20 protein-coding genes and 3 pseudogenes are annotated in these 19,923 nt (G+C 50.1%); 15 read left to right on the top strand and 8 right to left on the bottom strand.

The window, feature by feature from the left end:
- Positions 1–201: 201 nt before the first annotated feature.
- The 7 genes and pseudogenes from NRG23_RS08975 to NRG23_RS09010 all read left to right on the top strand — a co-directional run.
- Positions 202–474 carry a DUF2282 domain-containing protein gene (locus tag NRG23_RS08975; RefSeq protein WP_257374407.1) on the top strand — a complete coding sequence of 91 codons (273 nt, stop codon included), beginning with the start codon at positions 202–204 and terminating at the stop codon, positions 472–474.
- A 27-nt stretch (positions 475–501) separates the two neighbouring features.
- On the top strand, positions 502–1,356 hold the full coding sequence (locus NRG23_RS08980; RefSeq protein ID WP_257374408.1) for a DUF692 domain-containing protein: 855 nt from the start codon (positions 502–504) through the stop codon (positions 1,354–1,356).
- Entirely contained in the window at positions 1,353–2,135 is a 783-nt protein-coding gene (locus NRG23_RS08985; protein ID WP_257374409.1) for a DNA-binding domain-containing protein, read from the top strand. Before NRG23_RS08980 ends, NRG23_RS08985 begins: the two co-directional genes overlap by 4 nt.
- 15 nt (positions 2,136–2,150) lie before the next feature.
- Positions 2,151–2,624 carry a DoxX family protein gene (locus tag NRG23_RS08990; protein WP_257374410.1) on the top strand — a complete coding sequence of 158 codons (474 nt, stop codon included), beginning with the start codon at positions 2,151–2,153 and terminating at the stop codon, positions 2,622–2,624.
- Between the two features lie 293 nt (positions 2,625–2,917).
- Complete coding sequence (gene arsS, locus NRG23_RS08995) at positions 2,918–3,895, top strand: arsenosugar biosynthesis radical SAM (seleno)protein ArsS (RefSeq protein ID WP_257374411.1); 978 nt, start codon at positions 2,918–2,920, stop codon at positions 3,893–3,895.
- Positions 3,896–3,906: 11 nt separating this feature from the next.
- The gene (locus NRG23_RS09000) at positions 3,907–5,736 is read left to right on the top strand and encodes a hypothetical protein (RefSeq protein ID WP_257374412.1); all 1,830 of its coding nucleotides are present in this window, start codon (positions 3,907–3,909) and stop codon (positions 5,734–5,736) included.
- A gap of 184 nt (positions 5,737–5,920) precedes the next feature.
- A pseudogene (locus tag NRG23_RS09010) lies at positions 5,921–6,214 on the top strand (chromate resistance protein ChrB domain-containing protein); the annotation flags it as partial.
- 48 nt (positions 6,215–6,262) lie between these two features.
- On the opposite strand, the gene NRG23_RS09015 reads toward NRG23_RS09010, so the two are convergent.
- Positions 6,263–6,394: a YHYH domain-containing protein gene (locus NRG23_RS09015; RefSeq protein WP_257374413.1), complete on the bottom strand. Its 132-nt coding sequence runs from the start codon at positions 6,392–6,394 to the stop codon at positions 6,263–6,265.
- A 298-nt stretch (positions 6,395–6,692) separates the two neighbouring features.
- Here NRG23_RS09015 and NRG23_RS09020 point away from each other — a divergent pair, with 298 nt between their 5' ends.
- On the top strand, positions 6,693–7,775 hold the full coding sequence (locus NRG23_RS09020; RefSeq protein WP_257374414.1) for a 2OG-Fe(II) oxygenase: 1,083 nt from the start codon (positions 6,693–6,695) through the stop codon (positions 7,773–7,775).
- An 80-nt stretch (positions 7,776–7,855) separates the two neighbouring features.
- On the opposite strand, the pseudogene NRG23_RS09025 reads toward NRG23_RS09020, so the two are convergent.
- Positions 7,856–8,110, bottom strand: a pseudogene (locus NRG23_RS09025) (YqaA family protein); the annotation flags it as partial.
- Between NRG23_RS09025 and NRG23_RS09030 the strand changes: the two are divergent.
- Both NRG23_RS09030 and NRG23_RS09035 read left to right on the top strand, forming a co-directional pair.
- Positions 8,108–8,677 (top strand): annotated as a pseudogene (locus NRG23_RS09030) (transmembrane anchor protein); the annotation flags it as partial. The pseudogenes NRG23_RS09025 and NRG23_RS09030 sit on opposite strands and share 3 nt — an antisense overlap.
- A 92-nt stretch (positions 8,678–8,769) precedes the next feature.
- Positions 8,770–8,898: a hypothetical protein gene (locus NRG23_RS09035; RefSeq protein ID WP_256556348.1), complete on the top strand. Its 129-nt coding sequence runs from the start codon at positions 8,770–8,772 to the stop codon at positions 8,896–8,898.
- Positions 8,899–8,943: 45 nt separating this feature from the next.
- Here the strand turns inward: NRG23_RS09035 and NRG23_RS09040 are convergent, their stop codons facing one another.
- Positions 8,944–10,491 carry a TerC family protein gene (locus tag NRG23_RS09040; RefSeq protein WP_257374415.1) on the bottom strand — a complete coding sequence of 516 codons (1,548 nt, stop codon included), beginning with the start codon at positions 10,489–10,491 and terminating at the stop codon, positions 8,944–8,946.
- 600 nt (positions 10,492–11,091) lie between these two features.
- A complete protein-coding gene (locus NRG23_RS09045) occupies positions 11,092–11,457 on the bottom strand; it encodes a histone-like nucleoid-structuring protein, MvaT/MvaU family (RefSeq protein WP_257374416.1) in 366 nt (121 codons plus the stop codon).
- A gap of 375 nt (positions 11,458–11,832) precedes the next feature.
- Here NRG23_RS09045 and NRG23_RS09050 point away from each other — a divergent pair, with 375 nt between their 5' ends.
- From NRG23_RS09050 to NRG23_RS09060, 3 genes are all read left to right on the top strand, one after another.
- Entirely contained in the window at positions 11,833–12,678 is an 846-nt protein-coding gene (locus NRG23_RS09050) for a hypothetical protein (protein ID WP_257374417.1), read from the top strand.
- Positions 12,675–13,019, top strand: coding sequence for a hypothetical protein (locus NRG23_RS09055; RefSeq protein ID WP_257374418.1), 345 nt, complete (start codon positions 12,675–12,677; stop codon positions 13,017–13,019). Before NRG23_RS09050 ends, NRG23_RS09055 begins: the two co-directional genes overlap by 4 nt.
- 275 nt (positions 13,020–13,294) lie before the next feature.
- Positions 13,295–14,317 (top strand): reverse transcriptase family protein, encoded by a 1,023-nt coding sequence (locus NRG23_RS09060; RefSeq protein WP_257374419.1) that lies wholly within the window; start codon positions 13,295–13,297, stop codon positions 14,315–14,317.
- Between the two features lie 91 nt (positions 14,318–14,408).
- Here NRG23_RS09060 and NRG23_RS09065 read toward each other — a convergent pair whose 3' ends face one another.
- From NRG23_RS09065 to NRG23_RS09080, 4 genes are all read right to left on the bottom strand, one after another.
- Entirely contained in the window at positions 14,409–14,849 is a 441-nt protein-coding gene (locus tag NRG23_RS09065; RefSeq protein WP_373922251.1) for a DUF4113 domain-containing protein, read from the bottom strand.
- A complete protein-coding gene (locus tag NRG23_RS09070) occupies positions 14,746–16,722 on the bottom strand; it encodes a DUF3732 domain-containing protein (protein WP_257374420.1) in 1,977 nt (658 codons plus the stop codon). Before NRG23_RS09070 ends, NRG23_RS09065 begins: the two co-directional genes overlap by 104 nt.
- Positions 16,722–17,246, bottom strand: a complete 525-nt coding sequence (locus tag NRG23_RS09075) for a three component ABC system middle component (protein ID WP_257374421.1) — start codon at positions 17,244–17,246, stop codon at positions 16,722–16,724. Before NRG23_RS09075 ends, NRG23_RS09070 begins: the two co-directional genes overlap by 1 nt.
- 99 nt (positions 17,247–17,345) lie before the next feature.
- Entirely contained in the window at positions 17,346–18,497 is a 1,152-nt protein-coding gene (locus NRG23_RS09080) for an ABC-three component system protein (protein WP_257374422.1), read from the bottom strand.
- Positions 18,498–19,123: 626 nt separating this feature from the next.
- Here NRG23_RS09080 and NRG23_RS09085 point away from each other — a divergent pair.
- Entirely contained in the window at positions 19,124–19,516 is a 393-nt protein-coding gene (locus tag NRG23_RS09085; RefSeq protein ID WP_257374423.1) for a hypothetical protein, read from the top strand.
- Between the two features lie 57 nt (positions 19,517–19,573).
- Positions 19,574–19,819 carry a hypothetical protein gene (locus tag NRG23_RS09090; protein ID WP_257374424.1) on the top strand — a complete coding sequence of 82 codons (246 nt, stop codon included), beginning with the start codon at positions 19,574–19,576 and terminating at the stop codon, positions 19,817–19,819.
- The last annotated feature ends 104 nt before the right edge of the window (positions 19,820–19,923 follow it).

A 19,923-nucleotide genomic window follows, 5' to 3' on the forward strand; every position in this document is an offset into this window, starting at 1 on the left:
AAGCCAGCGTTAGTGACGGGCAGCGGATCTTACATGCGGTTACCGGCATAAGGTAACAAGCGAATCAACTTTGCAGGTTTGAAAAATATTTTGCGGTCGCTGTAACCGGATGTGAAAAACCATCGAACTACCTTTTGGATCGCAAGCACGGTGCTCAAGCGCTGATGCGACGACCAACCCCCATCATCTGGAGACACAACCATGAACAATCTCAAGCTTGCCGCCCTCGCTGTTGCCTTCTCTACATTCGCTGCAGGTGCTATGGCCGCAGAGACTCCTGATGCCGCAGGCGCCATGGAGAAATGTTACGGCGTTTCCCTGGCAGGCAAGAACGATTGCAAGGCAGGTGCAGGTACCACCTGTGCAGGCACCGCCAAAGTGGACTACCAGTCTAATGCCTGGAAAAACGTCCCTGCGGGTACTTGCACCTCCATCAAGACTCCAAAGGGCATGGGTACTCTCGCACCTAAGTAATCGTAATACCACGGGGGCACACCAACCATGAAAACTGAACGCCAGATGGGGGCCGGGCTCGGCCTGAAACCGAATCATTACTCAGATGCGCTTGACTGCACGACTGAGGGGCTCTGGTTCGAAGTTCATCCGGAAAACTATATGGTAGGTGGTGGCCCCCGTCTCGCATGGCTGGAGGCAATTGGGAGTCAACACCCGCTGTCGCTGCACGGCGTTTCACTTTCACTAGCTGCCGATTGTCCGCCGGACGAAAACCATTTGAAGCGCCTGAAAGCACTGGTAGATCACGTTCAGCCTGCGTTGATTTCCGAACACCTAGCCTGGTCAGCATGGCGTGGGCAGTATCATCCTGACCTACTGCCATTTCCTCGCACGGTCGAGGCATTACAACGCATCGTAAGCAATATCCATCGGACACAGGACGCCCTAGGACGTCCTATTGCCGTTGAAAACCCCACCCATTACCTACGCCTGGATGGTCATGAATTCAGCGAACTCGACTTTTTGACCGAGCTGAGCGCGAGAACTGGTTGTGGGTTACTGCTGGATGTCAATAACGTCCACATCAGCGCGCAAAACCTGGGTTTTGATGCGGGAACGTATCTGGATGCCTTCCCGGCCAAGGCAATCGTGGAAATCCATTTAGCAGGCCACGCGGTGGATCCTGGAGATACGCGGTTACTGATAGACACTCACGATGCCCCAATCGCTGACGACGTCTGGTTGCTCTATCAACGCGTTATCGAACGGATCGGAATGCGCCCGACCTTGATCGAGCGCGACGACAATATCCCAGGGTTCGACGTCTTGCTGGCTGAACGAGACAGAGCACAGACGGTGCTGAACATCGGTAAGAGGCGACCATCGGAAGTGACGATATGAACACACCACTCGCAAGCTTTCAGGATGCATTCGTCGATGCGTTATATGAGCGAAATTCGACTGGAATGACTGCTCTAATCGAACAGCCCGGTTTTTTGGTGTACCGCAACACTGTATTGAAAGGATCCACGGACGCATTGCTCGCCAACTTTCCCACCATCGAGCGTTTGGTCGGGACAGACTGGCTCAAGGCTGCCGCAGCGATTTATGCCCGGCAGTCGCCACCGACGGATTCCCGGCTGCTGCACTACGGCGCTGATCTCCCGGATTTTCTCGACGCTTTTGAGCATGCGCGAGAAATGTCATATCTGGGTGATGTCGCCCGCCTGGATCTGCTCTGGACACAAGTCCATTGCGCTAAAGATGAACCCGACATTAATCCGAGCGCGTTAGCGAGCCTGTCCCAAAAAGAGTTGGCCCGTAGCCGGCTCACACCGAAGGTCGCTTCCCGTTGGGCCTGGTTCCCAGACCACCCGGCCTACACCATTTGGCGCCTCAATCGAGAACAGAGGGACATGCCTGACGAGCTAGACTGGCGCGGCGAAGGAGCACTTCTGACGCGCAAGCAAGGTCGTGTTTGTTGGGAGGCCGTCAGTGCAGCGGATTGCACGTTTCTAGACGCCTGCGCGGCACACCTGCCGCTTGAACTGGCCGCAGAAAAAGCCCTTGAGGTTCAGTCTGATTTGGATCTGGCAGAACTCATTGCCCGCTTGTTCAGTGTCGACGCGTTCGTCGCTGTAAACACCCATAGCTCTGCTGAAGACTTAACACCAACTTAACCAACGGAGCACATCATGGACGTGATACGAAATACGTCGTCCACAGCCGACAAATCTTTGCGAGGCATGTGGAACCGCATTGCAGACCGACTCGGCTTAATGATTGGTGACTCGCTATTGGTGCTGGTTGCTCGCCTATCCATCGCGGCCATTTTCTTGATGTCAGGACGCACCAAAGTCAGTGATTTTTTGACGATCACGCCCAGTACCTATGAGCTGTTTCGCACAGAATACTCACTGCCATTTATCTCTGCGGAACTAGCCGCGCATCTTGCTACCTACAGCGAACATTTGTTTTCACTGCTTCTTGTGCTGGGCCTGTTCTCACGACTATCAGCATTCGCATTACTGGGCATGACTTTTGTAATCCAAGTGTTTGTCTACCCTGACGCCTGGCCAACACACCTTTCCTGGACAGGTCTGCTATTGCTCATAGTCGCACGTGGTGGTGGTTCAATGTCGCTGGATCGACCACTCGGCATCAAATGATGCTTTGTATCTCGATCACGTACTGTCTGTCGGAGGCGTGTGATGAGTCAAAACCAATTTTTTCTGACAGATAATAGGCTTCTAGCATCGGTGCTCAATACTGAAATACGTAAATTTTCCTGGTTTACGGACTGAAAAGTCCAATAGTCAGCAAGTAGATATTTGGCGACGTCGGGGTTGAGAGGACGCGTGCTAGAAGGCCTCAGAGCGATCACTAGCCGGTTAAGAGAGATCAATCTGGAACATCGAGAGGCTATGGCCTCAGAACATCAGTTTTCGAGAGTAGGTACGCCATGCACGCAATGTTACCGCTTCTGAATGCACTGAGCTTTCCGCCCCTCCGCCGTGGGCATCTGGAAGCCTTGCAGATCAACCTCACCTACCTTTGCAACCAGCGTTGCCTGCACTGCCATGTCAATGCAGGCCCTACTCGCAAGGAATCCATGACGGATGAAAGTCTGGCGCTGTTGCATCAAGTCATTGATGCCCATCCAGTGAAAACCCTTGATCTGACGGGTGGCGCTCCTGAAATGCATCCCCGTTTCAAAGAAATCGTTGTCCATGCTCGGCGAGAAGGATTGCGAGTCATTGACCGCTGTAACTTAACGATCCTCAGTGAGCCAGGGTATGAAGGCTTAGCGGAGTTTCTGGCAGAACAAGGAGTAGATGTGACTGCATCTCTGCCTTGCTATTCCCGTGAGAATGTCGACAAGCAACGAGGTGATGGGGTATTCGACGCCAGTATTGAAGGCCTCAAGAAGCTCAACAGTCTTGGATACGGCCTTTCTGATACCGGCTTAATCCTGAATCTTGTTTACAACCCTCAAGGCGCAAACTTGCCCCCGCCGCAGGCTCAGCTCGAGATCGATTACAACGCTCACTTGGCTGAGGATTTCGGCATTCAGTTCAACCATCTCCTGACTATTACCAACCAACCGATTGCCCGATTTGGAAGCACCCTGGTTAGCAAGGGGCAGTTCGGTAATTACATGCAGCTGCTGAGAGATAGCTATCGATCAGAGAATCTCGATGCAGTCATGTGCCGGAACTTGGTCAGCGTCGACTGGCAAGGTTACCTCTACGACTGCGACTTCAACCAAATGCTAGACCTGCCGATGTTCATGCCTGATCTGATTGGTCGTGACCGGCCTCATCTGCGTGACTTGCTCCAATCTTCAAGCTTGGAAAATAACCCCATCAATACACGCGACCATTGCTTTGCTTGCACCGCTGGTCAGGGCTCGAGTTGCGCCGGCGCATTAAAAGATTAGGGAGTGGATCAATGGAGCCGAATAGTCTACTAGGTGTGTTTTTTTGGGGGTTTTTACTGATTTATGGCCTCATTATGTTTGCATTGTCACCTCGTGCTGTAACCCTGGGTGGCTTTTTCCATGGCGAAGATTCTCAAGGTCGTAGCGCGGCTCCCTGGCTACTTACATCGAGTATTTTTATCAGTTGGATTTTCGCCAAATCGGTGACGAACGCTGCCAACTTGGGCGCAAGCTATGGGTTGATTGGTGGCCTGGCTTATGCCACGTATTGGCTTTCGATCCCGCTGGCAGGTTTAGTCATATTCAGGCTGCGCCGACGTTTTGGAGCGACGGGACTGGTCAGCTTTCTGACCACCAATTACGGTCGATCTGCTGCACTGGCTTTCAGCGCGGCTATTCTTATCAGACTCTTTAACGAAGTCTGGAGCAACACCGCTGTGGTCGGTGGCTATTATGGTGCTGCCGGTAGCACTGGGTTTATCTTAGCCGCCTCGTTGTTCACCGTGGTGACGCTGGCTTACAGCCTGCGTGGTGGACTTCGCAGTTCCATCATGACCGATGCGGCCCAAGCTGGAATTTTCTTGATTGCCCTTGTCTGGGTGCTTGGCTTGGTTTTACCGCAGCACAGCACCAAGGAGCTGATGAGCACCAGCCATTGGGCGATGAGTTCAGGCGTTGATTTATTACTGGTCGCAGGGCTTCAGATTTTCAGCTACCCGTTTCATGATCCCGTCCTGACGGATCGTGGTTTCATCAGCGAAGAACGAACGATGCGTAGGTCTTTCTTCGTTGCTGGACTGCTGGGTTTTGTTGCCATTCTTGCGTTCAGTTTGATTGGCGTACACGCCACCCTAGTAGGGATAAATGTTTCTGATAACGTCCCTGCGGCGCTGGCGAAATCCCTGGACTACAGGTTGCCGCCCACGGCATTCAACGGCCCAGCACAATTTGGCTGCAAAACGCTCTACGTCGTGGGTGGCCTTTACGGAAACACTTATGCGTTAGATGCGCTGGAAATGTTGCTAGCAGATGAGCCAGAAGCTCTTGCTGTATTCAACGGCGACTTGCACTGGTTTGATCGTGATCCAGAAATCTTCCGGGGTATCGAGGAACGCGTTACCCCTCACGTTCTTCTTCGCGGTAACGTCGAAACTGAGTTAGTTCGCGTGGAAGACAGCGGAACGGGATGCGGGTGCGCCTATCCTGAGGAGGTAACCGAACTCACGGTCGCTCGGTCAAACTCTATCCATGAATTGCTGTGTGAGACCTTCGCTACTCTTCCCTCGTTGAGGACTTCAGTTTCGTTGCGTCCTGCCCATGCACTGGTCGAAGTCGCCGGACGTACAGTCGCCATCAGTCATGGTGATGAGCGTTCACTTGCCGGCTGGCAGTGTTCACGTCAGGCATTAAAATCTGTTGATCGCCAAAAGGAATTGGCGGATTGGATGGCTGAACGAAAAATCGACGTATTAGCCACCAGCCACACCTGCTCCCCCGCAGCCTTGAGCTGGGGTTCTGGGGCGGTGATAAATAACGGTGCTGCCGGCCTTCCAAACTTCAACGCAGAACGTAAAGGGCTTGTCACACGGATAGCTTCCACCCCCCATCCCCAGGCGCTTTATCGCGCTCAGTTGCTCGGACTCTATGTCGAAGCAATCTCGCTTGAATACGACCATGCGGCCTTCCTCCAGGACTTCGATCGACAATGGCCTTCACAGAGCCCTGCAGCACTTTCTTATCGTGATCGTTTACTCAATGGAACTGACGATCTTCCACCATCAGCCTTGCTGGGCGGCTTTCAGGAGTGTTCAGTTTCTACGCTAAAGGATCCACTCTCATGAACCTTCGTAAGCTCATACTTTTGGTGGTGATAACTGCGCTGATCAGTTCTTTTTTTATCTTCGATCTAGGCCAATATCTCGACCTGACAAATCTCAAAACCCAGCAGGAAGCGTTTAGTGAGCAGGTGTCTGCCAACCCTTGGGTCATTGGCGGCGCGTATTTCTTTCTGTACGTATTGGTGACGGCACTGTCACTACCCACGAAGGGGAGTTGTGCAGCTTCGATGCGTTTCTGCAGAACTACCAACTCAGCGAGCCCTCCTTGCAGCAGTTGGCCAAGATCGTGCGCGGAGCAGATACCTCGCGCCTGGATCTGACGCCGCAATCGGCTGGGTTGTACGCAATCTCACTGGGACTGTCACATCGCTTTGCAGACGACCATGAGATGCTTATGCATGGCCTGATCATGTACGACGCACTCTATGCCTGGTGCAAGGAATGCCAAGGTGAATCGCATAACTGGCCTCCACAAATGTGAAGAAGCCAGCTTGCATCAAAGCCCAGCCTCAAGCTGGGCTTTTACCGTTTAGTGGCAGTGGTAGTCGTTCGTTTTATGGTTGCGATGGCAACCTTTTGAATCAGTACCGCCGCTGTGCGCGAAGGCAGCAACGGACGTAATCGAAAGTAAAGCGGCGATCAAAACGGCAGACAGTTTCATCAGGGCTTGCTCCATGCTCATATTTTTTTAGCCGTGAGACCTCTCACGCTTCGTACAATATGGCCAATAGCCTTCATCAATCAAGCATGCTTATTTTGTTCATGCGTGGTGATCGACCGATTCCGGAAATTTGCCAGATCCATCGGTACTTCAGCTAGAGGGTTTACCTCTGCCTTCGTTATCACAGCTTTCGGCACCGTAGCCCACCTGTAAGCGACTCAATTGACAACAAGGCATGCACGGCACGTCTTTCTTGGCTTTACTGCTATTACGATCACTGCTACGGCAAGGAGTTGTTATGCGTGCCACTGCATTTTCAGTCGGTGAACCTGCCCCTTGGTTCTATTGCCGCACTCAACTAAAAGAGCGTTTTTGCTTCGACACTATTGCCGGTCGGTATGTAGTAATTTCTTTCCTGGGATCTTCGGTTGATCCTACATCAATCAAAATTCTGGAAGGCGTTCAGACTCATCGCAGACGGTTTGATGACGATCACGTCTGTTTCTTTGGTGTTTCCGTAGACCCAGAAGACGAAAAGCTTGGGCGGATACAGGATTCGATACCAGGGATGCGCGTCATCTGGGATTTTGACCGTTCAGTGAGTTCGCTCTACGGTGCATTGCAGGTAGACGGTAGCATCAGGCAAATGACCTATATTTTAGATCCTGCGCTGCGCGTCTTAGCTGTCATTCCAGTAGAAGAACCGACTCAGAGCCATATCCTCTCATTGATGCGCTGTCTGGATAATTTGCCGTTATTGGAAAAAGCACATGCAGCCACTCAACAAGCACCCGTTCTGGTGATTCCCCGTATATTCGAACCTGCATTGTGTAAAGCGCTGATACGTTACTACGATGACCATGGTGGGCAGGAATCTGGCTTTATGGTGGAAAGGCAAGGAAAAACAATCCAAATCACCGACCATAACCACAAACAACGACGCGACTGCACTATAGAAGATGAGGCTCTATCCAAAGCATGTACGCGGCGTATAAACAGCCGACTTATTCCGGAGATACACAAAGCCTTCCAGTTCAATACCACTCGGATGGAGCGCTGTATGGTGGCCTGTTACAGCAGCGAAGAAGGCGGGCATTTCTTCCGCCATAGGGATAACACTACAAAGGGCACAGCGCATCGCCGCTTCGCCGTGTCCTTGTTTCTTAATTCGGGAGAGTACGATGGAGGTGCGCTGAATTTTCCAGAGTTTGGAAAAGCTCTGTACAGTGCCCCGACTGGAGGAGCGGTGGTGTTTTCATGCTCCCTTTTGCACGAAGCCACTCCTGTAATCCGGGGCCGTCGCTATATGTTCCTCCCGTTTCTATACGATGAAACCGCTCACGCCGTTAGAGAAGAGAACCTCCCGTTTCTTGGAAAATGACCTTCGCTCATCTTGCTTAGCATGACCGGTGGGCTGAGAACCCGGATTTAGCGAAGCATGCGGGGTCGTATGAACCGTCGTCATGCCCACCCCAGTGTAACGGCGGTCAGCACGAGATAACGCACGCCCTTGGCCAAGGTAACGATGAGCAGGAAACTCCAGAATGGCTCGCGCATGACCCCGGCGGCGACCGTCAGTGGATCGCCAATGATGGGCACCCAGCTCAGCAGCAACGACCAACGCCCGTAGCGCAGGTAGGACTGCTGGGCCTCTTCGAGCTTGCTTTCGCTCACCGGGAACCAGCACTTGTGGCGCAATCGCTCAATGGAGCGACCGTTGTCATGCCTTCGGAATATGCCGTTGATCCTACGGGTGTGGGCCGCGCACTGGGTCTGACCCAAATGGGCGAATTGAAGATCATCCTTGCCCAAGAGGCGTTGGCGGATGCAGCGCCACCGCAACCAGCAGCTCCAGCTCCAGCTCCAGCTCCAGCTCCAGCTCCAGCTCCAGCTTCGCAGGTTGCGCAAGCCCAACCTACTGCGAAACCTGCTGCCCAGCCGGTGGCGACACCTGACCCTGCTTTGAAGACGGATCAAATGACCGTCACGCTCAAGCCAGGTGAAGGGACAGAAATCAAACTGGAAATGTTGAAGAACAAAACCGTCAGCTATGAATGGACAGTGGCTGGTGGGCCTGTGAACTATGACACCCATGGCGAGCCCTACAACGGTGAAAAGGGTTACTTCCACAGCTACACCAAGGGCAAGCAAGTCAAAAGTGACAAAGGTGAGTTCACCGCCATTTTTGACGGCACCCACGGTTGGTTTTGGCGTAATCGCAGCAACAACGACGTGACCATCTCACTGAAAACGACCGGTGATTACTTGGGCGTCAAACAGTAGCCCGAAGCAGCGATGGCTGTCCTACTGCCGAAAATGCGGTGCTCAGCCTGAACACAGACCATTTATTTCATCCGTTTTTGAAGAGTCTTCCAATGAAAACCCCAACAACTCTGATCCGTTCGATGCTCCTGATCTGCTTCCTGGGTTTGATGACGGCATGCGGCGGCGGTGAAAAAGGCGCAACCTCCGAAAGCGCTGAGCACGGCCATTCACACGAGTAACACCCTAAAAAAACAAGGCCGCAAATGCGGCCTTTGTTTCTACATTTATTCTTTACGCAACAACACCCTCGTCACCCGGCGCTCTTCGACCTCTACAACCGTCATGCTCCACTCCTGCCACTTGAGCTTATCCCCAATGATTGGCAGACGATCCAGCAAACTCATGACCAACCCTGCGAGCGTCTGATAGTCATCAGTCGCTTTAGCTTGGAAGCTGATGTGCTCGCGAATCTGGCTGAGGTTCAGCGCACCGCTGACGAGGAAACCTCCATCCTCAGCAACGATGTTCGGGCCTTCAATTTCACTGGCATCGGGCAACTCACCTGCGATGGATTCGAGGATGTCGGTCATGGTAAGAATACCAATGAAGTCACCAAATTCGTTCACCACGAAAGCGATGTGAGTCGACTCTTTACGCATCTGTTCCAGCGCGTTGAGAATCGTAAAATTGTCCAGCAAGTTGATCGCTTTGCGGGCCATGGTTTCCAGATTTGGCTGGTTACCTGCCAACAGTTCTTTCAGCAACTCCTTCTTGTGGACGAAACCCAACGGCTCATCAACCCGACCCTCTCGGACTAACGGCAACCTGGAGTACGACGAGTGCATCAGTGTGGTGCGGATTTCTTCTGGAGTATCGGCCAAGTCAATGTGGTCGATTTCAGCACGAGGTGTCATGACACTGCGTATAGGTCGCTCCGCCAACTGAAGAACGCCACTGATCATGACGCGTTCCCGTCGATGGAAAACCTGATCGGCATCTCCGCCTGAGAGCATGTCAGCGATTTCCTCGCCGACTTCATCTGCCCCCAACTTGTGACCACCCAGCAAACGCAAAACGGCATGCGCGGTACGCTCACGCATAGGGCGATGACCTTGCACGCTCTTCTTGCGACGCGAGCGAGCCACCTGGTTGAACAGCTCAATCAAGATCGAGAAGCCAATCGCTGCGTAGAGATAGCCTTTCGGAATGTGGAAGCCTAGACCCTCAGCTGTGAGGCTGAAACCGATCATCATCAAGAAGCCCAAGCAGAGCATGATGACCGTGGGGTGCCCGTTGACGAAGTTAGTCAGTGGCTTACTGGCGATAATCATCAGGCCAATCGAGATCACCACAGCAATCATCATGACCGACAGGTGTTCCACCATGCCCACAGCAGTGATCACAGCGTCCAGTGAGAAGACCGCATCCAGTACCACAATCTGCGCCACGATAGGCCAGAACATCGCATAGGCCGCATTACCTGAACGCTCGGTCATGTGTCCTTCGAGTCGCTCATGCAATTCCATGGTTGCCTTGAACAACAGGAACACACCACCAAACAGCATGATCAAGTCTCGACCCGAGAACGTCTTGTCGAAGACCTCGAACAAAGGTTCGGTCAGGGTCACCATCCAGGAGATGCTGGCCAGCAAGCCAAGACGCATCAGCAACGCAAGGGATAGGCCGATGACACGGGCACGATCCCGCTGCTCTGGCGGCAGCTTGTCAGCCAGGATGGCAATGAACACAAGGTTATCGATGCCGAGCACCAGCTCCAGCACGATCAGGGTCAGCAGGCCAAGCCATGCCGTGGGATCAGCAATCCATTCCATAGGGATTATTCTATCTCTCGAAGAACTAGGGTGAATGAGTGTTTTTCACGAACAAGCGAATCCCTGCTCGAAGGAGCGGATTTGATGTTCAGAGCGAAAGGCGCAAGAGAGAAAGACTTCCCTGAGCGTATGCAAGGAGGCGAAGCTTTGGGGATGACACAGTTAGTCTTGGAGTAGGTAATCGCGGAGAAACTCAAAGACGGAACTTCGAGGTTAAGCGGCCTTAAAAAACGCGACCTACGCTTAATAGCGAAGAGCGAACTGATGCAGTATTCGGGTTGAAAAAAGCTACTGGGAGGCTCCAGGAGGGTGTTCATATAGACCTGAAAAAAATTGGGGATGAGATCCTACAATGTTTCGGAACGTCTTATGTGAAGCGAATTATTACAAAGTCTGACAGAGAGGTCGCGCGCCCCTCCCTTGTTGACCTCGGTGATTCTGCAATCGAACAAAGCAGACGCACATCCTCTTTGGGTCGAAAGCAATGGCAATCATTTGCCTCATTCGAGGTCTGATGCATAGTGCCGCTAGAATCTAATGTTACTGGAAAAACGCCATTAAAAAGGGCCCTCGAGGGGCCCTTTTGTACTCAAATCGAACTCACTTGGTCAGCCAAGACTCTACGGTGTCCGAGCCGAATTTTGCTTTCCATTCTTTCAGCGTTTTCTGGTTGCCGCCTTTGGTTTCGACGACTTCGCCGGTGTGCGGGTTTTTGTAGACCTTGACCTGGCGCGGCTTGCGGGTACCGGATTTGGACTCGGTTGCTGGTGCACGACGACCTGCGTGTGGGTCAAGCAAGTTGATCACGTTCTGGAGGCTATAGCCGTACTCGGCGAGCAAAACGCGCAGCTTTGTTTCAAATTCCATTTCTTTTTTCAGGCCGGAATCGCTTTTCATGGACTCAAGCTCTGCGAGTTGCGCAGCTAATTGTTGTTCGAGCTTTCGGTATTCAGCTAGACGAGACATTTGTTAGTTTCCTAGGATGGATTGCTTATTAAAACGCTATCCTAATGACTTTTAAGGGGGCGGTCACTCACCAGTAACCATTAATCAAGCACATTCAGACTATGGCATTTCCATCAAAAATAACGTTAAAAAACCCTTCAACGTTTCAGCATCGATAAAAACAGCGATATCTCGCGATGGTGAATCAGTGGCCAATCTGAGGGAGTGGCTGAGGCTTCAGCGAGGCTAATTTTTGAGCTAGGGCCAGGATCCCTGCGATGAGCGTTAACCTACCTTGATTACCCTTGAAGGATACGGCTATAGTCCTATAGCGCAGCCTTAGGCCATATTTTCTGTGGCAATCTAAATCCACCCTCAGCTCAATTAAGTAATAACATGGAAAATAAAGAATTTTTCAATGCCGTCATTACTCTGATTGCTCGACAGCCATGGGTTGGATCAAAAGTTGCTGAGCTAAGCCACATGCTTTATGAAGAATGTAAATGCGCTCGATCGCGTGAAATGCTGATCCAAATCATTAGCAATTTCTTCTATTTATCCAGTTCAGATTATAGCGAAAAGCTGACAGCACTGGCCCGAGAAGTAATGAGTGTAGAAAATTACGCAGAAAATACGCAGATCGTAGCTATGGCGGCAGATTCAGGGACGGATAGCTCTCAAGAAATCGTATACAATCTTAAGTATATTTTCACAAAAGAGGGCTGGAATGGTTTTCTAGGAGTTTCTAGTTTCGGTGCCGCATATAAAACATACAAACGATCTGGCCGTAATAAAATTGTAGTCGTTGATGATTTTGTAGGATCGGGCCAAACTGTAATTAGTAGATACAATGAGCTTATGCGCGTCTTTACGCAAAACAATGTTGAGAACTTCTCCATAACGTTCAAGGTTTTGGTCTCCACTCAGCATGGCCTCAAGGCCGCCAGAGATGCAGGAATAGAAATCACCGCCCAGCATGAAATAAAAAAAGCTATCGATGATTGTTATCCCGAGGAGCTGGCTAGAGAATATCGTTCATTGATGACTGCTCTGGAAGCTGGGCTTTCGCAAGAACACGGAAAAATCAAACTGCCTAGCTTAGGCTACAATGGCGCTCAAGCGGCTTACTGCAGAGAACAAGCCAATACCCCTAATAGTGTTTTTCCAGTTTTCTGGTGGCCTATTAACAGTGAGTTGAAAAAAAGATCTACGGTCTTGCATAGAGCCATGGAGGATGCATGATTTATTACACGAAACCTGATCGTCTTCGAGCGGACTTTGCAATTCTTCGAGTATTGCATGAGGCATCCTCAGGTTTACAGCCTTATACCTTGCTTAAACGAAGCAAGCTATCAGGAGAAGTCTTTTTTAAAGTTTTTAGCACTTTGGTTTCCAAGCAGCTCGTGATTGAACATAACTCCTTAATTTCGCTGAGCACTATTGGCCGATCCGTTTTTTTAGCGGGATCGGGCCGTGTTTTACCAGGCTCTAAAAGTTGGCGGAGCGTGCCTATACAAATGCGTGGCCGGAAGATCGACATAGACGAACTGTATGCGCCAAACATAAATCTTTTAGATTCATAAATTTTACAATTTTCTGTGGGTTGTTTTTTTTCGTCTCTGTAGTATCCTCACCCCCGCCCACAGAGGCTAGTACGTTGGAGTGTAGTCGCTCCCAAGGTTAAGGTGTTCGATAACCGATATCGCAGCCATCGGCGGTGAAGCATACCGATGTCCGCGATGCTACAACGCTGCGCGTTTCCGCAAACCGTAAGGCGCACAAAAGCGGGCTTCGCCCACTTCCGCACGCCTTACGGTTTAGAGCGCGAGTTTAGAAGGTAGTCGTCTGTGGGTTTTTTATGAAAAAAATTGAAGATTGGAAGCGTTTTTTTGTAAGTCGCGGCATCGCGCGCGAGCTCATCGACACCTATCTTATCCAAGTTTCGGCGCTATTAAAGTCAGGTTCACCAATTGTATTCGAACTTGAGCACCTATCATTTCTGATGGGAATAAAGTACGAGACTTTGCTACGCATGATAAATGGCAGCTCTAGTTTTTATAGAAAATTCACTATAAAAAAACGATCAGGGGGAGATAGGCTTATTGAAGCCCCTTACCCTAGTCTTCTCCAGTGCCAAGATTGGATCTATAAAAACATACTATTAAATTGTGCTGTGCATGAGAATGCGCATGGCTACGTTCCTGGCAAATCAATCTTCACTAATGCCAGCGCTCATCTGAATTGTAAAACGTTGCTTAAGATGGATTTAAAGGATTTTTTCCCCTCGATTAAAATTGGATGGGTTGTAAATTTCTTCTTCAGTCTCGGCTACGCTAAGAATGTCTCTTATTATCTAGCTGCTCTATGCTGCAACGAAGGCCGCTTAGTTCAGGGGGCATCAACGAGTCCTTACTTAACTAACATTCTTTTACGTGGCCTTGACGAACGGCTTTCCAGACTTTCGAAAAAGCACAACTTAAACTATACCCGTTATGCGGATGACATGACGTTTTCTGGCGGATACATTTCAACTAATTTTTTAGGAGTTGTCGAGTGCATTATTTCTAATAGCGGTTTGACTACAAACAACTCTAAAACCAGACTGATGATTGAAACAAACAAAAAAATTGTTACCGGACTCTCTGTTTCAGGAAAAAGCTTGAGAATAACGAGAGAGCTTCGAAGATCGATCAAACAAGATGTATTTTACATTCGCACGTATGGCTTTCTATCTCATATATCACAACAAAAAATCAAAGACCCATTTTATCTCGACTCTATCACAGGCAAGGTGAATTTTTGGCTACAGGCCGAGCCAAACAATATTGAGGCAATTGAATGCAAAAATGTGCTGCTACCACTTTTCGGTCGCAACTCATAGTTTACAAAATTCTCAGCGCCCCTGCAGGCTAGAAACATCAACCTTCTTTAACTAATGACAGCCTTTAAAGCTACAGGTTAGTTTTGACTATTTATTTACAATATACTGTCAAAAGCTGATCAACACGTGTCATAAAACTCTGACTCATCATCTCCCGGCGCATCCCCCAGTCCGGATCGGTCGGCACACTAGCCAAGCGCATCGTCCCCCTGCCCCACTTCCCATTTATAGCATCCAGCACACCCATGACTTTCTCGGTGGATTCTGGTTGAGAGATCGAGATTAGATCTTCGGTGCGCTCGCCTTTTTGGCAGAGGTTGGCCAATACAACCTCTGCTCTGCTGTACTTGAAACCTGGCCGGTAGACCCGATCCACAGCTCCCACCGCAGTTTTGTCATCAACCGAACTCGTCGGTGGGGTTAGCCACTTACACTGCGGCTTCCTCGAACCACGAAGGAACAAGCTTTTTGTCCCGCCATTCCTCGGTGAGAATAACCCCAGGAATTTCGCCCCACACCCCAGAGTCCGCATGGTCAAGTACGATGATTTGCAGACGCCCTTCAGATGAATTTACCGCAGCTGCGAGGGCAACAAAGACTTTCCTGACCGCATCGCGATCTTCGTCATCGAGCTCATGCTCCTCTTCATTTTTCGCCGCACGTTTCACCGGGAAATACACCTGGCTCGGCTGATCGAAGATCAGGAAATGGGGTACTGGATGCTCCACATTCTTCTTGCTCATGAAGAGCTTCTGCAACGCCAATAGCATGGCGACGTGGTAAGCGAGCCAGTTGGCACCACTGCCCACCTCCCAGAGGAAATCATCTCGGCCATCATGACGAACCTTGATGGCAAGGTCGGTGATCGACAGACCAATACGGGCGTCTTTCCATTCGGCATCAAGATCGGGGGTGATCTTGGCGCAGTAGTCACTGAGTGAGTTCAAGATCTTGCGGGTTTTCTCTCGTACCTGATCTATCGAAACCATCGGCGCAAGGGCAGCAATTTTGTCCTCAACTTCTTTAAGCTTTCCAGTCAAGCCGTCGTCTACCTGCGCAGCTTGGTAGTTCTTAACGGCCTCCTGAAGCCGACCGAGGTATCGGTCAACGTCAGACTGCCGGAGGGCCAGGCCTTTAGCTTGAGTATCTAGAGCCTCGATTGCTTTGATTTCCGACCTGATTGCATCGAGTTCTTCAGCATCGGTACGCACTGCATTACGTAACCTAACCAGCTCACTCTCCACAGATGCCGAGACAACCGGGGTTTGCTGGGCAAGAGTCTCGATACCATGAAGCGCCTCGCATAGCGCACTCAGCTCAGCTGACGCTGTGAGTGAATGAGACCCGAGCAGATTAGCCTTCGAAGAGATGTCATCACTCACAAGCCCCTTCAACCAGGTCGATAACGACAGCCTCTCTGTCAGGGTGTCCAGCGAACCTAAATATGCATCGGCCTCACGTTGTACTCGGGACAGCTCATTGAGCTTCTGCCGTCCGGCGAACAGGTTGGTCGCGATAACTTGCTCGCGCTTCTTCAATTCGCCGATGGTATTGATTGAGGTCTGGATTGCCTCGAATTTAGGCACAGAATCTCGCGAGCTTTTCTCCAGGATTTGATGAAGCTGTGTCAACGCCACGGCCCAGTCATCGGACAGCGATGCATCCACGGGTACCAGCCCGTACTCGCGCGCCTGGTAAAACCAGCTACGTGCCTCGGAGCGCAGTCGAGCAGAGGCATCGAAAAGTGTCTTTATCTCTGACTGCAGCTGCTTTTGCTGACGCTCGAGCTCTTTCATTTCCCAAGTGGCGATCAGGGTTTGGGAGGTCACCGCGCCGAGGATGAAGGGGAAAATGTCCTTGAGCTTTTCTCTATGTCCCGCTGTATCAGCTTTGTAGAACAGGACGTCCGGGTTGGCCACGATGTTCTGAGGCTGGAACGTGAAAGCCATGAGATCCCGAAAGCTTGGGCGTGTCTTGAATCCATAGCGCACGCCTTCTTCAAAGCCGATGTTGGGCAGACCCGAAAGCCTATTCAAAATGTCCTTTACACCGGCACGATTTGAATTTTTTTGCTCGATTCTGGTAGGAATCTCGATTTGTTCCCCTTCCAGCACAAACATGTCATCGGTAGATTTTTGGTTCCCAGGCTCCGCGCGAGCAAAAAGCTTCAAGCCTTCATCGGTATCCACCAAAAGCCCGAACCACGCACACGTATTGCGAATCGTACCTACTGGGATAGCGCATTTTTCTGAAGCCAGGCAGTAGTCAATGATTGGAATTACCGCCGACTTACCTGCTTTGGAAGAACCACTGATGACGTTGACTGCCCCCGGAGTGAATTCAACATCTCGGTATTTTCGGCCGTTCTTGGGCCACAAAATCAGTCTGAGCATTTGTAATTTCATTAGAAACCAATCCGTAGTGCAGTCTGGACTTCCTGAATGGTGAGCGAACTGCACCAAGCACCGAGTTTGTCAGCCTGCTTGGCGAGCGACCTGATTCCTTCCCGGGTTCCTCGGGGAAAGGGTTTTGAGTTGAAATCGACCAGCGCATTTGAATGATCAAGAGCGAGGAGCCCCCCTTCGATCGCGATGGATAGGCTGGATAGTGATGTGTCGCGCAACATGAGCATCCGCCGTTGGATAGCCAGCAAGGTTTCCTGACGTTGGGAGAACTTGGCTACAAACAATCGCATCCCGGAAGTGAGAAAGGTCTTGTCCAACACCGAGCGCAGGGATTCATTGAAAATCACCGGCAACACGAGAAACAAAAGTGGCATTGAGGGCAGTTTTCCACCACTAGCACGCTTATATCCCTCGACAAACTTCCACATCAAAATCGCACCCAACGCGGGGTTTTGCACCAAGTAGACTTCGTCAATGGTTTGAGATGTTGGTCTTCCGGGGCTGGAAGAATTGGGGGCGTCCATGCTTACTTACCTTTGATCTATTAGCGTTTATTGACAGCTTTATCGAAGCACCGAAATTGATTATTCAACCAGCCGGATCATTCCCAATACAACCAGCCCTTAATCATCAAGAAGCTCACGATAACGAGGATGCCAACCAACGTCTTTTGAGTTAGAACAATCTTGATAAGTACCCCTAATAAAAAACTCTGGCGAATCCACGTCGTTAAGCTTGGCGTCTACCGTCATACATTTGAGGTGCAAAAGCTGCCCTCTATCAAGCTCAGGACTAGATATAAACTGCATGCGAATTTCTTTATTCAGAAGCGACCACTTAGTCAGTAGACGTTTCTTAAAATCTTCAAACTCATTACCGTAAACCAACCCTTGCTCTGCCCAGCGTATTTTATTGGTTTTAGCTTGGAGATAGTCTGACATAGCCTCGGAGAATTTGTCCTCCTCTACTTCGATCAACTCAAGTTGCTTCATCATCGTGAGGACTTCAGATCGACTATCTTCCATCTCATCATTTGAAGGAGCTGGCAACGTGTACTTAAGGAGATAGTTGAACGAAAATCTATTATTAAAATTGGACATCCAGTCACTGAATTGGGATCGAGGTATGGCTGGATATTGCTTAGACTTGATGAGCTCATCGGAGGTGTTTTTTACCCATCCGATAGCAGCATGGCATGCGTCATCCAGAAGTATATCCGGGACGGATATCGATAAGTAATCTTTGATCCCATCGATCAGTTTATCGTTGCCAGTTTCAAGTTCAAAGGCGATGACGAGCTTAACGAGCTTGTCGGGGTCATATGCGAGGAATTTTTCAATATATTCCTTACAGCCCTCAGGCTTCTCTTTGAAGTACGCATTACGAATTTCCTCTACCGCTTCTCTAACCTTCGCCTCGGTGTGAGCGTAACTTAGATTATGTGCGTACTCGCCCTCCTTCTTTTGGAGAACATACAGGCGAAACCGAGTTTTTGACAGATCGATGGCCCCGGATTCGATAGCATCGATCCAGTTTGAAAAGGTTTTCCACAAGTCTTTGGCAAAATTCGCAATGGGATTGCTGACGAGTCCGCTTTTGGACTGTTCCACCACCGCAAAGCCATCCGGGTGTGCTACGTCTACATCGTCTAGCACTTCAAGGGCGACGACGGAGCCTCTGGGCGCCTGGCAAAGGTGCAGACACATTCTAGTGGACTGTAAGGAGTAGCCCAGGTATGAACCCGGTGCACTGGATTTTACTGGTTTGTTCTGCATCCCTGCCTCTACTCCTCGCGATCCATATGCCACATGTCCGTGTTCGATGACTTATCAAGCTCAATACTCCTTTTGACAGAAGCGGCTTGGCAAGTTTGGATATGACTGACGATCAGTTGCAAATTGCCATCATCGTAACGCAATAGATGTGCCTAGGGAATAACGATGCTACGGAAGGCTTCGGGTCTGCGCCAAATTGGCCGGTACTCCCGGTACTGCCAAGGGGGAGCAGAAAATGGTAGCGCTCATGATCGATGTCTAAAACCATAAAACTGTATATTCATACAGCAGCCACTAACAACGTCTTACGGTCGACCTCCGACGATGGATTTTCGATAGGGGGGATGGAGAGCAGATCTGATTTTGGCAGAATTTTTTGCCGAAACTGGAAGCTTGGGTACAGGCTAAATCAAATATGAATCTCAATACGTGCAGGACACTTTTCATAAAAAGCCGAAGGATTGACCAGCACTCCTCGCTTGGGCTTATAAATTTTTTAACTATTTTTTCTGCTCGAAGTTGACTTTCTGTCAACTCGCCTCTCACGCAACCCCCAAGTTATACGGAGTTATGTAAATTTAGCTGACCATACGTACAGTACGGCGCATATACAAAAATATCCATGAATGCGCTTCAGTAAATTTTCTTCAATTCTGCGCCTTGATTTTCTCATTTCATCTGTTAACAATTGGCAAATTGACGTGCTGATCCAATCAAATTATTTGAGAGCAAAGAAGCGCATGAGATACGACATTTTTTATACGTTGGTTGATACCACGGTTGATGCTTATTCAATGGCCCATCCGGACAACTTCTGTGGAATCGACTCCGCTTTTGTTGATACCGAAAATCATCCGCTGTATGCCCACTGTCGGAACATACGAGAAGTAGAAGTAGCATTTGAGCGATACCGTAATTTCCCTACAAGCGATGACGTGGTTCAGTGGCCAACCATGAAAATTAAAGTCCTCCGAGTAGACCACGCACCGGACATCAAACGAACGTCACCAACCGTATAACGAAATATCCCCATCAGCGCATGATGCCCACGATGAGTATGGAGATCTGGGCCTCATATGAAATTTTTGATCAGCTACTTGTATGTTGATACAGCTATTAGCGACAGTGAATTGCTGAGCGCGCTGGCTGATAGTCCTATCCAGCATGATGTCATTGATGCGACTGAACCTTTATATCGTCAGTGCGCGGGCCTGAAAGAGATTGAGGCTCACTATGAAGGAATTCGCAACTACCCGGATGAGGACGACGAAAGCACCTGGCCGACATTGAGGATGAAGGTACTGAAAGTGATACCGCTGTAGCTGATGAAGATACGTGAATATGGTACAGGCGCTCTTGATTGAGGATTTTGATCCGCCTTCTCAAGCGCTTGTGCCGGCTTCGTTCAGGATATCGAGTTTCACCG

Origin of the sequence: Pseudomonas sp. T8, from assembly GCF_024610635.1 — a bacterium.
GTDB lineage: Bacteria > Pseudomonadota > Gammaproteobacteria > Pseudomonadales > Pseudomonadaceae > Aquipseudomonas > Aquipseudomonas chlororaphis_I.